Genomic DNA, 14,327 nt, shown 5'->3' with positions numbered 1-14,327 from the left:
CCCTAGCGCGGCAGGACGCTCGAACCCATCAGCGTCTCGTCGATGGCGCGCGCCGCCTGCCGTCCCTCCCGGATCGCCCAGACCACCAAGGACTGGCCGCGCCGCATATCGCCGGCCGCCCAGATCTTCGAATCCGAGGTCCGGTAATCGTCCTCGTTTGCCTCGACGTTGCCGCGCTTGCTGACGCCGACGGCGGATTGCTCGAGGAGGCCCTTCTGCACCGAGCCGGCGAAACCGATCGCCATGAAGACCAGATCAGCCGGCAGAACGAATTCGGTCCCCGCGATCGGCTGGCGCTTGGCGTCGACCCGGGCGCAGACCACGCCGGTGAGTTTCCCCTTCTTGTTGCCTTCGAGGCGGAGCGTCGCTGCCTGGAACTCGCGCTCGGCGCCCTCAGCCTGGCTGGAGGAGGTCCGCATCTTCGTCGGCCAGTAGGGCCACACGGTCAGCTTGTCCTCGCGCTCCGGCGGCCGCGGCCGGATGTCGAGCTGCGTCACTGACAGGGCGCCCTGGCGGAACGCCGTGCCGACGCAGTCCGAAGCCGTGTCACCGCCACCGATGACGACGACATTCTTGCCGCTGGCCAGGATCGGCACCTCGCCGTTGCCGCGCATCGGCTCGTTGTTCACGCGTCGGTTCGACTGGACGAGGTACGGCATCGCATAGTGGACGCCGTCCAGTTCCTGTCCGGGCAGCTGCGGGTTGCGGGGATCTTCGGCGCCCCCGCAGAACATCACGGCGTCGAACTCGGCCTTGAGTTCGTCCACCGACTTCGTCACGCCGATGTTCTGGTTGTAGTGAAAGACGACCCCTTCGGCCTCCATCTGGCGCACGCGCCGGTCGATGTGGCGCTTCTCCATCTTGAAGTCCGGAATGCCGTAGCGCAGCAGGCCGCCGGCCTTCGGCTCGCGCTCGAAGACGTGAACGTCGTGCCCGACCCGGGCAAGCTGCTGGGCGGCCGCCATGCCGGCGGGCCCCGAGCCCACCACCGCTACGCGCTTGCCGGTGCGGGTCTGCGCCGGCTCGGGCTTCACCCAGCCCATGTTCCAGGCGCGGTCGGCGATGGCCTGCTCGATCGTCTTGATGGCGACCGGCTGGTTCTCGAGGTTCAGCGTGCAGGCTTCCTCGCAGGGCGCTGGGCAGACTCGGCCTGTGAACTCCGGAAAGTTGTTGGTCGAGTGGAGGTTGCGCGAGGCCTCCTCCCAATCCGACTGGAAGACGAGGTCGTTCCAGTCCGGGATCTGGTTGTGGACCGGGCAGCCCGTCGGCCCGTGGCAGAACGGGATACCGCAATCCATGCAGCGGGCCGCCTGCTTGGTGAGGTCGTGCTCGTCGAGCGGAAGCGTGAACTCGCGGAAGTGCCGAACCCGGTCGGCGGCGAGCTGGTATTTCTGCTCCTGCCGGTCGAACTCGAGGAAGCCTGTGATCTTGCCCATTAGTCAGCCCCTGGGCCGGCCAGTCTGTGACTGCGCTGCCCGCGTCGTCTCGTCTCGTGTGTCCGTGACCGGGCGGCTCACCGCCCGGCCTTGAGCGCCGGCTACTCCGCGGCCACCGGCATCCGCGCCATCTCCATCTCGCGCAGCGCTCGGCGATACTCCACCGGCATCACCTTCACGAACTTGGTACGATAGCCTGACCAATCGTCCAGGATCGCCTTCGCCCGGGGACTGCCCGTATATTTGAGGTGGTTCTTGATGAGCTGCGTCAGCCGCTCCTCATCGTGGCCGGACATGTCCGCCAGGATGTCGACCCGTCCCTTGGTCTCCAGATCGCCGTCCTGGTGGAAGCGACGCATCAGGTCGTCCTCCTCCTCGACCGGTTCCAGATCGACCATCGACAGGTTGCAGCGCGCCGAGAACGAGCCGTCCTCGTCGAGCACGTAGGCGATGCCGCCCGACATGCCGGCCGCGAAGTTGCGCCCGGTCTCGCCGATCGACACGACCACGCCGCCGGTCATGTACTCGCAGCCATGGTCGCCCATGCCCTCGACCACAGTGATCGCGCCGGAGTTGCGCACGGCAAAGCGCTCGCCCGCGGAGCCGCGGATGTAGCACTCACCGGCGATCGCGCCGTACAGCACGGTGTTGCCGACCATGATGGTCCGGTCCGGAGGCGACTTGAGCGCGTCGCTCGGCCGGATGATCAGCTTGCCGCCCGACAGGCCCTTGCCGACATAGTCGTTGCCGTGGCCGGTCAGCTCGAGGGTGACTCCTGCCGCGACCCAGGCGCCGAAGCTCTGGCCGGCGGTGCCGGAAAGCTTCACCACGATGGTGTCGTCAGGCAGGCCCTCGTGGCCATGCGCCTTCGCGACCATACCGGACAGCATCGCCCCAGCGGCACGGTCCGAGTTGCGGATCGTGTCGGTGAGGACAACCGGCTCGCCAGTCTCGATGGCGTGCCGGGCTCCCTCGATCAGGCGCCGGTCGAGGACCGTGTCGATCGGGTGGTGCTGCACATCGACATGGCGGATCGCCGTGCCCTCGGCGACCTTCGGCCGATGGAACAGTTTGGTGAAGTCGAGCCCGCGCGCCTTCCAATGGGCAATGGCCTCGACCTTGTCGAGCACATCGGAGCGGCCGACAGCTTCCTCCAGCTTCGTGAAGCCGAGCGACGCCAGGATCTCCCGCACCTCCTCGGCTACGAAGAAGAAGTAGTTCACCACGTGCTCGGGCGTGCCCTTGAAGCGCTTGCGCAGCACCGGATCCTGGGTGGCGACCCCCACCGGGCAGGTGTTCAGGTGGCACTTGCGCATCATGATGCAGCCGGCCGCGATCAGCGGAGCGGTCGAGAAGCCCATCTGGTCGGCGCCGAGCAAAGCCGCGATGATCACGTCACGCCCGGTCCGGATGCCGCCGTCGGCCTGCAGGGCGACGCGTCCGCGCAGGTTGTTGAGCACCAGCGTCTGCTGAGTCTCGGAGAGCCCGGTCTCCCAGGGTCCGCCCGCGTGCTTCAGGGACGTGAGCGGTGCCGCGCCGGTGCCGCCGTCAAATCCCGAGATCGTGATGTGGTCGGCCCGCGCCTTGGCCACGCCGGCAGCCACCGTGCCGACGCCGACCTCGGAGACGAGCTTCACCGATACGTCCGCCGACGGGTTCACGTTCTTCAGGTCGAAGATCAGCTGGGCCAGATCCTCGATCGAGTAGATGTCGTGGTGCGGCGGCGGCGAGATCAGGCCGACGCCCGGCGTCGCATAGCGGACCTTGGCGATCTTGGCGTCGACCTTGTGGCCGGGCAGCTGACCGCCCTCGCCGGGCTTGGCGCCCTGAGCGACCTTGATCTGCATCATGTCGGAATTGACGAGATATTCCGTCGTGACGCCGAAGCGGCCTGAGGCGACCTGCTTGATCGCCGAGCGGCGCGAGCGCCCGTCGGGCAGCGGCTTGAACCGCTCGACCTCCTCACCGCCCTCGCCCGAGTTCGAGCGACCGCCGAAGGAGTTCAGCGCGATGGCAAGCGTCTCGTGCGCCTCCTTGGAAATGGAGCCGTACGACATGGCGCCCGTGGCGAAGCGCTTCACGATCTCGGAGGCCGGCTCAACCGACTCGAGCGGGATCGGCGCACGTCCGATTTCGGCGGCAGACTTGAGGCGGAACAGGCCGCGCAACGTCTTCAGCTGGTGCTCCTGCCGGTTCACCAGCGCGGCGTATTCCCGGTAGCGCTCGGGTACGTTGAGGCGTACCGCGTGCTGCAGCGTCGCGACGGTATCGGGCGTCCAGGTATGGACCTCGCCGCGCAGCCGGTAGGCGTACTCGCCACCGACATCGAGCGCGTTCCGGTAGACCGGCGCGTCGCCGAAGGCGTCGCGGTGACGCCGGGCCGTCTCCTCGGCGATCTCCGCCATGCCGACTCCCTCGATGGTCGTCGCCGTGCCGAAGAAGTCGCGGCCCACGAAGGTCGAGTTCAGGCCGACCGCATCGAAGATCTGCGCGCCGCAATAGGACTGGTAGGTGGAGATGCCCATCTTGGACATCACTTTCAGCAGGCCCTTATCGATCGCCTTGATGTAGCGGTAGATGATCTCGTCGTCGGTGAGATCCGGCGGGAACTCGTCCTTCATCTCGAGCAGCGTCTCGAAGGCGAGATACGGATTGATCGCCTCGGCGCCGTAGCCGGCGAGGCACGCGAAGTGATGCACCTCGCGCGGCTCGCCCGATTCGACCACGAGGCCGACCGAGGTCCGCAGACCCTTGCGGATCAGGTAGTTGTGCACGGAGGCCGTGGCGAGCAGTGCCGGGATCGGAATCCGGTCCGGCCCGACCGCCCGGTCGGTCAGCACGATGATGTTGTAGCCGCCGCGCACCGCCGCCTCGGCGCGGTCGCAGAGGCGATCGAGCGCCCCGTCCATGGCCGCTGCTCCGGTCTCGGCCGGGTAGGTCATGTCGAGGGTCTTGGTATCGAACCGGTCCTCGAAATGGCCGATCGAGCGGATCTTCTCCAGATCCGCGTTGGTGAGAATCGGCTGGCGGACCTCCAGGCGCTTGCGCCTGGATGCGCCCTCCATGTCGAGCAGGTTCGGCCGCGGCCCGATGAACGAGACGAGGCTCATCACGGCCTCCTCGCGGATCGGGTCGATCGGCGGGTTCGTCACCTGCGCGAAGTTCTGCTTGAAGTAGGTGTAGAGCAGCTTCGACTTTTCGGAGAGCGCCGAGAGCGGCGTGTCCGTGCCCATGGAGCCGACCGCCTCTTGGCCGGTCACCGCCATGGGCTGCATCAGCAGCTTGAGGTCTTCCTGCGTGTAGCCGAAGGCCTGCTGGCGATCGAGCAGGCTGACATCGCCGCGCGACTCGCGCGGCTGGACCGGACGCAGCTCCTCCAGGACGATCTGGGTGTTCTTGACCCAGTCGGCATAGGGGTGCGCGGCGGCCAGCTCGCCCTTGATCTCTTCGTCGGAGACGATGCAGCCCTTCTGCAGGTCGATCAGCAGCATGCGGCCCGGCTGGAGGCGCCAGGATTGGACGATCTTCTCGTCCGGGATCGGCAGGGTGCCCATCTCGGAGGCGAGCACCACGAGGCCGTCGTCGGTGACGATATAGCGGGCCGGGCGCAGGCCGTTGCGGTCGAGCGTCGCGCCGATCTGGCGGCCATCGGTGAACGCCACGGCGGCGGGGCCGTCCCACGGCTCCATCAGGGCGGCGTGGTACTCGTAGAAGGCGCGCCGCTCCTCGCTCATCAGCGGGTTGCCGGCCCAGGCCTCCGGGATGAGCATCATCATCGCGTGGGCGAGCGGGTAGCCGCCCTGCACGAGGAACTCGAGGGCGTTGTCGAAGCAGGCGGTGTCGGACTGGCCCTCGTACGAGATCGGCCACAGCTTCGAGATATCGTTGCCGAACAGGTCGGAATCGACGCTCGCCTGACGGGCCGCCATCCAGTTGACGTTGCCGCGCAGCGTGTTGATCTCGCCGTTATGGGCGACCATCCGGTACGGGTGCGACAGGCGCCAGGTCGGGAAGGTGTTGGTGGCGAAGCGCTGGTGGACGAGGGCGATCGCCGAAACGAACCGCTTGTCCTTCAGGTCGAGGAAGTAGCCGCCGAGCTGCGTGACCAGCACCATGCCCTTGTAGACGATGGTCCGGGTCGACACGGAGACCGGGTAGAACTCCCTCACCCGCGGGTCGTCGAGGCCGTAGACCTTGTTGGAGATCACCTTGCGGGCAACGTAGACCCGGCGCTCGAACGCGTCCTGATCGGCAACCGAGGTCGGACGGCCGATAAAGACCTGACGGTGATGGGGCTCGGTGGCCTTCACGGCCGCGCCGAGATCTTCCGAATCGACCGGAACGTCGCGCCAGCCGAGCAGCGGCAGGCCCTCGGCGGCGAGGACCGACTCAACGATCTCCTGAATGATCGCCCGGGGCTCCTCGGCCTTGGGCATGAAGAACTGGCCGATCGCGTAGGCGCCGGCCGGCGGAAGCTCGAAGCCGAGGCGCGAGCATTCCTCGGCGAAGAACCCGTGCGGGATCTGCGTGAGGATGCCGCAACCATCGCCCATCTTGGGATCGGCGCCGACCGCCCCGCGATGATCGAGGTTCTCGAGGATCTTCAAGCCCTGCTCGACGATGGCGTGCGTGCGCCGATCGTGCATGTCGGCGATGAAGCCGACGCCGCAGGCATCGCGCTCGTTGGCGGGATCGTAGGCACCCTGCGCTTGCGGCAAGGCGGGATCGCGCACCGTGAGCGGCATCGGGCCGCCGCGCGGAGCGACAGACTGGACCGTGGAAGCAGCAAACTCTTCAGAGGGTCTGCGATGTGACATGCTTCGTCTCGTCCCTAACCTCGACACCGTCCGCCGAACCTTCGGCTCACGAGCACGTTTCGTGCCCGCCTGCCGTCGGTGCCCGCCGCTCCGACCTCATGTCGCAGGCCATCCGGCCGGTCCCTCCCGGGGCACGTCCGCCAACCCGCGTTCATCGAGGACCCAGACCGCCCGAGGAGCGGTGCGCTGGCGCGCCCTTATCCGTCTGCCGGATTTCTCGCTCGCGCGCGAGACGGCGACGGCCGGGATGCACGGCCGATGGGACAGTTCTGCTGTCCTAAGTCGCGAAATTGCCAGATTGAAATGTTTTCAGCAAGTGACCGCGAGACGCAGCGGAGCGGTCGCTGTCGATCGTGGGTCCGGCCCTGCCTTTCCGCCTCCGTAATCTCGCCCGAATCGCAGGTTCTACCCGGCTCGCCGAGCACAAGCGGCATGCGGGGCAACGACCTCGCCGGCATGGTCGTGGTCCGGATCAACCGGTCCGGGCCATGCCGGAACCGGGTACTCTGCCGGGTCTCCAGAACGGGAACGCACCAGAGTGACAATGACGCTCAGAACGGCTTCGACGCTCAGAACGGCTTCACGCTTTCGGATCGCCGCGCGGACGGCGGTCTGTGCTGCCCTCGTGTCGGGCGCAAGCGTTCTTGGGTTTTGTCAAAGCGCGAACGCCCAATTCGCCTTCGAGGAAGAGGTTTTGCCGCCGCGGGTCGTGGCCTGGCGCCTCGCCGACCGCGGCTTCACGGGTGTGGGTCGCCCGCGCTTTGACGGGCGAGTCTACGTGGTCGATGCGGTCAGTCCGACCGGCGTGCCCGTAAGGCTGTTGGTCGATCCGGGCATGGGAGCGATCGTGGGCCGGCAGCGTCTCGGCGCTCCGGAGACCTATGCCAGGCTCGAGCGTCCGGCTCCCGGCTTCGGCTGGACCGAGGAGGAGGCCGGACCACGGGGCGTGGCGAGGCCGCTGTCCCCGGAGAACAACCCGGCCCCGCGACCTCAGCGCCGGCCCGCGGGCGAGGCCCTGCGTCCTGAGCCCAATCCCGATGGTGTGAACCCCGACAATATCGGACGGTCCGCGCCGCCGCGGAAAACCGTCCGGGCGAACCCGGTCCGCCCCCTCGAAAAGCCAGCCCACCGCGTCAGCCCCGAGGCACCGGCTCCGAAACTGGCGCCCGCCGAATCCGCCAAGACCGAGCCGGGCACGGATGCGAAGCCGGAGACCAAGTCGGCTGCCATCGACAAGGCGGCGCCGGCTACGCCCGCCCCCGCCGCGGCGGCCAAGACCTCCGAAAGCACCTTGGCCGCCGCCTCGAAGCCGCCGGCTCAGGACTGGAAGGATCCGCCGCCCGACAAGAAGCCCGTGCGGGTGATCGGGGGCGCCACCATCGTTCCCGGTACCGCCGAGAAGGAACAGGGCGCGGCACAGTGATCTGCTAAGGCAGGAGCAGACGTTCCGCGCCGGTGAAGACCGTGACCGTGTCGGCGCGCGCGATGGCGCAAAGCGTGATCCCGTTGGCCCGAGCGCGTTCGAGCGCCAACGCGGTCGGAGCCGAGATGGCGACGATGACCGCCGCGCCCAGGCTGGCCGCCTTCTCGACCATCTCGAACGAGCAGCGGCTGGTGATCACCAGGAAGCCCTGATCCACCGCCGCGCCGGACCGCATCAGAGCGCCGATCAGCTTATCCAGAGCATTGTGTCGGCCAACATCCTCCCGGACGGCCTCCACGGAGCCGTCGAGCCGCGCCCAGGCAGCCGCGTGGACCGCCCTGGTCTCGGCGCCGAGAACCTGCGCCGCATCGAGGCTCGTGAGCGCGGCGGCGATCGCCGGCAGCGGGACTCGGATATCGGGAGCATTCCGCAGCTGTGCCTGCGGGAGCTGCGCCAGATCCTCGATCCCGCAGACACCGCAGCCGGTGCGGCCGCTGATCGCACGTTTGCGCGCCAGGTGTTCGCGGAGGCGGCCTGGCGCCAGCTCGACATGCAGTCGCAAACCATCGGCGCCGACCTCGATGCGTGTGGACCGGATCTCCGACGCGCTCTCGATGATGCCTTCCGTCAGGCTGAAGCCGTAGGCGAAATCCTCCAGATCGGCCGGCGTGGTCATCATGACGGCATGCGGGACGCTTCCGTAGACGAGATTGACCGGCGCTTCGGCCGCGAGGGCCCGCGTGTCGGAGCGCGGCGGTGCGCCGGTATAGGCCACGATCTGCATGGGGACTCGCACCGAGGCGGGGGGCAGATCGGTGGGCTGGCTGTCGGCAACCGTCGACATTAGAAACTCCGATGGCGGGCATGAACCGTATTCATCAGCCGTTCGGCGACGCAACGGCCGGGGTACGCATTGCACACTATGCCGGTGCGACCACGCCACGGACGGTCTTGAAGTGCCTGGAAAGCGCGTGATGCGACGCTTGTGCGGTTGCACCGCGTCGGCCCTTGTGGTCTGAAGCGCCGGTCGGATAATGCCGGGTGACACAACCGGTACTCCGTCACGTCGGTACAATCCCGCGCGCAATCAAGACGGGAAGGTCCGGCGTCGGCCAGATTGTCAGGGGAGCCACGAGAGGCAGATGCGGACGGTGCGGACGATAAACCGGTCACTCTGGAGCCTCGCCGCCTTTGGCGCCCTGCTCTCCCCGATATCCCTCGCCCATGCCGCGGGCTTCGGTCAGCCCGAGCCGTGGGAGATGAGCCGCCAGGTTCAGGTGACCGAGAACGGTCGCGACATCCTCAGCTTCGAGATCGGCCTGCACTGGCTCTCGCTGGCCATTTCGGTCTTCGTTCTGGGCCTGATCCTGTGGTGCGTCTTCCGCTTCGGCGAGAAGCGCAACCCGACGCCGTCGCGCACCACCCACAACACGGCCATCGAGGTCGCCTGGACGATCGTTCCGGTGCTGATCCTCGTCGCGGTGGCGATTCCCTCCTTCCGTCTGCTGCGCACGCAGCTCTCGGATCCGAAGGCCGACATGATCGTCAAGGTCATCGGCCACGCATGGTACTGGTCCTACGAGTACCCGCAGACCGAGGCCGGCGGCGGCTTCACCTTCGACGCCAACCTCGACGAGGACAAGCAGCCGCGCCTGCTTCAAACCGACAACGAGATGGTGGTCCCGATCGGCAAGATCGTGAAGATCCAGGTCACCGCCGCGGACGTCCTGCATTCCTGGGCGATGCCGGCCTTCGGCTTCAAGATCGACGCCGTGCCCGGCCGCCTCAACCAGATGTGGTTCAAGGCCGACAAGGAAGGCACCTTCCACGGCCAGTGCTCCGAACTGTGCGGACAGCGCCACGCCTACATGCCGATCGTCGTCCGCGTGGTCAGCGAGCAGGCTTACGCCGACTGGCTGAAGGAGGCGAAGACCAAGTACGCCCGCATCGACAACGGCACGAGCTTCGCCGAGGCGCGCTGAGCCCCGGCTGACCGAACCGCACCCATCCGATTCACAAGGCACCCGAATCCATGGCTACAGCCGCAGCCCATGCCGAGGCCCACGAGGTCCACGACCACAAGCCCTCGTTCTTCGCCCGGTGGTTCCTGTCGACGAACCACAAGGACATCGGCACCCTCTACCTGCTGTTCGCGTTCTGCGCCGGCATGATCGGCGCCTTCCTCTCCTTCGGTATCCGGATGGAGATGGAGCAGCCCGGCCTGCAGTACTTCTCGAACCCCGCGACCTACAACGTGTTCGTCACGGGCCACGGCCTCATCATGGTGTTCTTCATGGTGATGCCTGCGCTGATCGGCGGCTTCGGCAACTGGTTCGTGCCCCTCATGATCGGCGCGCCCGACATGGCGTTCCCGCGCATGAACAACATCTCGTTCTGGCTGACGGTGGCGGGCTTCTGCTCCCTGCTCTGCTCGCTGTTCGTCGAAGGCGCGCCCGGCGCGTCCGGCGCCGGCACCGGCTGGACCGTGTACCCGCCGCTCTCGACCGCTGGCCACCCCGGCCCGGCCGTCGACTTCGCGATCTTTGCCCTGCACCTCTCCGGCGCGGGCTCGATCCTCGGCGCGATCAACTTCATCACCACCATCCTGAACATGCGCGCCCCCGGCATGACGCTGCACAAGATGCCGCTCTTCGCCTGGGCCGAGCTGGTGACCGCGTTCCTGCTGCTTCTGTCGCTGCCGGTGCTCGCGGGCGCGATCACGATGCTGCTGACCGACCGCAACTTCGGCACGACCTTCTTCGATCCGGCCGGCGGTGGTGACCCGATCCTGTACCAGCACCTGTTCTGGTTCTTCGGTCACCCCGAAGTCTACATCATGATCCTGCCGGCCTTCGGCATCGTCTCGCACATCATCGCCACGTTCTCGCGCAAGCCGGTCTTCGGCTACCTCGCGATGGCCTATGCCATGGTGGCGATCGGCGTGGTCGGCTTCGTCGTGTGGGCTCACCACATGTACACGGTCGGCCTGTCGCTGCAGACCCAGTCCTACTTCGTGTTCGCCACGATGGTGATCGCGGTGCCGACCGGCGTGAAGATCTTCTCGTGGATCGCCACGATGTGGGGCGGCTCGATCCGCTTCACCGCCGCGATGCACTGGGCGGTGGGCTTCATCTTCCTGTTCACGGTCGGCGGCGTCACCGGCGTCGTGCTGGCCAACTCTGCCGTCGATAAATACCTGCACGACACCTACTACGTGGTCGCCCACTTCCACTACGTCCTGTCGCTGGGCGCTGTGTTCATCATCTTCGCCGGTGTCTACTACTGGTTCCCGAAGATGACCGGTCACATCATCCCGGAATGGGCCGGCAAGCTGCACTTCTGGCTGGCCTTCATCGGCGCGAACGTCCTGTTCTTCCCGATGCACTTCCTCGGCTTGGCCGGCATGCCGCGTCGTTACGCCGACTATCCGGACGCCTTCGCCCAGTGGCACAAGGTCTCGACCTACGGAGGCCACATCTTCGGCCTCAGCATGTTCGTGTTCGTCATCGGCGTGGTCCTCGCCTTCCGTTCCAAGGAGCGGGCTGCGGACAACCCGTGGGGCGAAGGTGCGACGACCCTGGAGTGGACGCTCCCCTCGCCGCCCCCGTTCCATCAGTTCGAGACGCTGCCCCGCATCGTCGACGAGCCGGGCGTGCACTGATACATCACCTGCGAGGGCCGCGTCGGCGGCCCTCGCCCTTCCCCGGAGGCCGGATCCCGACCTCCCGGCAAGGGCGAGCGATAAGGGCGATACGCCCGGGCCGCACGAAACGCGCGCGCCCACCCTTGGAACAAGTCGATTTCGAGAGACGACTCGGCCGTGACGCGCGCGGCCGGGCGCCGGCACAGCAGCGGCAGACGCGATGACAAGCCTCACGAACAGCATCGGACCGGACGTCCCGGCTCCCGCCCTCTCGGCGGCCGGCGGCGACGTTCCGGACTATTTCGCCCTGCTGAAGCCGCGGGTGATGGTGCTGGTCATCTTCACCGCGCTCGTGGGCATGGTCGTGTCGCAGGGCCATGTGCAGCCGGCGATCGGCGCGATCTCGCTCCTCGCCATCGCGATCGGTGCCGGTGCGTCGGGCTGCCTCAACATGTGGTGGGACGCCGACATCGACGCCGTCATGAGCCGCACCGCGACCCGGCCGATCCCGTCGGGCCGGATCACCTCGGAGGAAGCCCTTGGCTTTGGCCTGTTCCTCTCCGTTGCCTCCGTTCTGGTGCTCGGGCTGACGGCGAACTGGCTGGCCGCGGGGTTGCTGGCCTTCACCATCGTGTTCTACGCGGTGATCTACTCGATGTGGCTGAAGCGGGCGACCGCGCAGAACATCGTCATCGGCGGCGCCGCCGGTGCCCTGCCGCCCGTGATCGGCCAGGCGGTCGTGACCGGTTCCGTCGGCATCGAGTCGCTGATCCTGTTCGCGATCATCTTCATCTGGACGCCGCCGCATTTCTGGGCTCTGGCGCTGATCAAGGCCGACGAGTACGCCCGCGCCGGCATCCCGATGATGCCGAACGTCGCTGGCCCGGCCTCCACGCGCCGCCAGATCGTGTGGTACTCGCTGTTCCTGGCACCGCTGGGCTTGGCGCCGGTCGCGCTCGGATTCGGCGGTCTGCTCTACGCGGTGATCGGCCTCGTTGGCGGCCTCGGCATGATCGCCTTCAGTATCCGGGTGCTCCGGAACAACGAGGGCGAGGCCGAGAAGCGTGCAGCCATGGGCATGTTCGGCTTCTCGATCCTGTACCTGTTCGCACTGTTCTCGGCGTTGCTGGCCGAGCAGAGCTTCGGGCTGTTCCGTCCGGTCCTGGGCTGATCGCCATGCCCGAGCCCGACGTCCAGTACCGCCCGCTGACCCCCGCCGAGGAGGCACGCCGCCGGAAGCGCTCGGTGGCGATCGCCCTGGCGCTCGGCGCCTGGGTCCTGCTGTTCTTCGTCCTGACGATCGTCAAGCTCGGGCCGCAGATCCTCAGCCGGCCGCTCTGAAGAGGTCGCGATGACCGCATCCCGTCCCGATCCCGCCCGCGGCGCAACACGGACCGCGCTCGCTTGCGCCGGGCTCGCCGTCGGCATGATCGGCCTCGCCTTCGCGTCGGTGCCGCTCTACGACGCCTTCTGCAAGGCCACCGGCTACGACGGCACGCCGCGCCAGGGGCCGGCACTCGCGGCTTCGGCGGCGCACACCGACGACAGCATGGTCGTGCATTTCGACACGAACGTCGCGCCGGGGCTGCCCTGGAAGTTCGCGCCCGAGGCGAACAGCATCGAGGCGAAGCTCGGAGAGACCAAGACCGTCTTCTTCCGGGTGCAGAACACCGGCAGCAAGCCGTCTACCGGCGTCGCGACGTTCAACGTCCAGCCCGGCCTGATGGGTGGCTACTTCGTCAAGATCGCCTGCTTCTGCTTCAACGAGCAGACGCTGCAGCCGGGCGAGACTCTGGACGTGCCCGTGGTCTTCTATGTCGATCCGGCGGTCCGCGACGATTCCAACACCGCGCATCTCTCGGAGATGACGCTGTCCTATACGTACTTCGCTTCGAGAAACGGTCAGCCGGTGACGGCCGCCGTGGCGAATTCCGGTTCTACGGGCACGAAGCGGGATTTCTGATCGCGGACCCGTGACAAGACGGGCTCGCACCGACTACACGTGCGGACAAGCTTGGGTGCGGTCCGTATCGCGCCCGGCCAACAAGTCTGCCAAGAGCAAGCGACAGGCCGGAAGCCGGGAACGGCGCGGGGCGCGAGGGTGAGGAGCGACGGGACGATGGCCGAGGCGCACGCCAAGAATCACGACTTTCACATCCTGAATCCGAGTCCGTGGCCACTGATCGGCGCCTTCTCGGGCTTCCTGATGGCGTTCGGCGCCGTCTTCTGGATGAAGAGCCTCCAGATCGGCACCCTGACTCCGGGCCCGTACATCTTCGGTGCCGGTGCAGTCGGCGTCCTCTACACGATGTTCTCGTGGTGGAAGGACGTGGTGCACGAGGCCAATTCCGGCGATCACACCCGCGTTGTCCAGCTTCATCACCGCTACGGCATGATGATGTTCATCGCCTCCGAGGTGATGTTCTTCGTCGCGTGGTTCTGGGCCTATTTCGAGGCTGCCCTCTACACCGCCGACCCGATCCAGGCCTCCCGTGTCGAGTTTACTGGCGGCGTCTGGCCGCCGAAGGGCATCGAGGCATTCGATCCCTGGCACCTGCCCCTGCTCAACACGCTGATCCTGCTCACCTCCGGCACGACGGTCACCTGGGCCCACCACGCCCTGCTCCACGGCGATCGGAAGGGCCTGAAGTACGGCCTGTGGCTGACCATCGTCCTCGGCGTGCTGTTCACCGCCTGCCAGGCTTACGAGTACAGCCATGCCGAGTTCGGCTTCTCGGGCAGCATCTACTCGTCGACCTTCTTCATGGCGACGGGCTTCCACGGCGCCCACGTCATCATCGGCACCATCTTCCTGGCCGTCTGCCTGTTCCGCGCCTATGCAGGCCAGTTCACCCCGCGCCAGCACCTGGGCTTCGAGTTTGCTGCTTGGTACTGGCACTTCGTCGATGTCGTGTGGCTGTTCCTGTTCGCCGCCATCTACGTGTGGGGCTCTGGCATCTTCCACGGCGGCGGCGCCCACTGAGGCGATCCATCCCGCCGCTGCATGG

10 protein-coding genes are annotated in these 14,327 nt (G+C 67.1%); 7 read left to right on the top strand and 3 right to left on the bottom strand.

Going from position 1 to position 14,327, the window contains the following annotated elements; all coding sequences use genetic code 11:
• Positions 1 to 2: 2 nt before the first annotated feature.
• Both JOE48_RS22635 and gltB read right to left on the bottom strand, forming a co-directional pair.
• Positions 3 to 1,436 carry a glutamate synthase subunit beta gene (locus JOE48_RS22635; RefSeq protein WP_210033034.1) on the bottom strand — a complete coding sequence of 478 codons (1,434 nt, stop codon included), beginning with the start codon at positions 1,434 to 1,436 and terminating at the stop codon, positions 3 to 5.
• Between the two features lie 101 nt (positions 1,437 to 1,537).
• Positions 1,538 to 6,253: a glutamate synthase large subunit gene (gene gltB / locus JOE48_RS22630; RefSeq protein ID WP_210033033.1), complete on the bottom strand. Its 4,716-nt coding sequence runs from the start codon at positions 6,251 to 6,253 to the stop codon at positions 1,538 to 1,540.
• 694 nt (positions 6,254 to 6,947) lie between these two features.
• Between gltB and JOE48_RS22625 the strand changes: the two genes are divergently transcribed.
• Entirely contained in the window at positions 6,948 to 7,676 is a 729-nt protein-coding gene (locus tag JOE48_RS22625) for a hypothetical protein (RefSeq protein ID WP_245252923.1), read from the top strand.
• 4 nt (positions 7,677 to 7,680) lie between these two features.
• On the opposite strand, the gene fdhD is transcribed toward JOE48_RS22625, so the two are convergent.
• Positions 7,681 to 8,520, bottom strand: coding sequence for a formate dehydrogenase accessory sulfurtransferase FdhD (gene fdhD / locus JOE48_RS22620; protein ID WP_210033032.1), 840 nt, complete (start codon positions 8,518 to 8,520; stop codon positions 7,681 to 7,683).
• A gap of 298 nt (positions 8,521 to 8,818) precedes the next feature.
• Here fdhD and coxB point away from each other — a divergent pair, with 298 nt between their 5' ends.
• The 6 genes from coxB (at position 8,819) to JOE48_RS22590 (ending at position 14,302) form a co-directional block, all read left to right on the top strand.
• The gene (gene coxB, locus JOE48_RS22615) at positions 8,819 to 9,658 is read left to right on the top strand and encodes a cytochrome c oxidase subunit II (RefSeq protein ID WP_210033031.1); all 840 of its coding nucleotides are present in this window, start codon (positions 8,819 to 8,821) and stop codon (positions 9,656 to 9,658) included.
• A gap of 50 nt (positions 9,659 to 9,708) precedes the next feature.
• Positions 9,709 to 11,337: a cytochrome c oxidase subunit I gene (gene ctaD, locus JOE48_RS22610; protein ID WP_192706857.1), complete on the top strand. Its 1,629-nt coding sequence runs from the start codon at positions 9,709 to 9,711 to the stop codon at positions 11,335 to 11,337.
• Between the two features lie 202 nt (positions 11,338 to 11,539).
• Positions 11,540 to 12,490 (top strand): heme o synthase, encoded by a 951-nt coding sequence (locus JOE48_RS22605; RefSeq protein ID WP_210033030.1) that lies wholly within the window; start codon positions 11,540 to 11,542, stop codon positions 12,488 to 12,490.
• Positions 12,491 to 12,495: 5 nt separating this feature from the next.
• On the top strand, positions 12,496 to 12,660 hold the full coding sequence (locus tag JOE48_RS22600; RefSeq protein WP_192706855.1) for a hypothetical protein: 165 nt from the start codon (positions 12,496 to 12,498) through the stop codon (positions 12,658 to 12,660).
• Between the two features lie 10 nt (positions 12,661 to 12,670).
• Complete coding sequence (locus tag JOE48_RS22595; RefSeq protein ID WP_210033029.1) at positions 12,671 to 13,282, top strand: cytochrome c oxidase assembly protein; 612 nt, start codon at positions 12,671 to 12,673, stop codon at positions 13,280 to 13,282.
• 156 nt (positions 13,283 to 13,438) lie between these two features.
• Positions 13,439 to 14,302 (top strand): cytochrome c oxidase subunit 3, encoded by an 864-nt coding sequence (locus JOE48_RS22590; RefSeq protein ID WP_210033028.1) that lies wholly within the window; start codon positions 13,439 to 13,441, stop codon positions 14,300 to 14,302.
• Positions 14,303 to 14,327 lie beyond the last annotated feature (25 nt).

It is taken from the genome of Methylobacterium sp. PvR107 (genome assembly GCF_017833295.1).
Lineage (GTDB): Bacteria > Pseudomonadota > Alphaproteobacteria > Rhizobiales > Beijerinckiaceae > Methylobacterium.
Note: the sequence above shows the minus strand (reverse complement) of the source record. Positions and strands in the feature narration are given on the sequence as shown.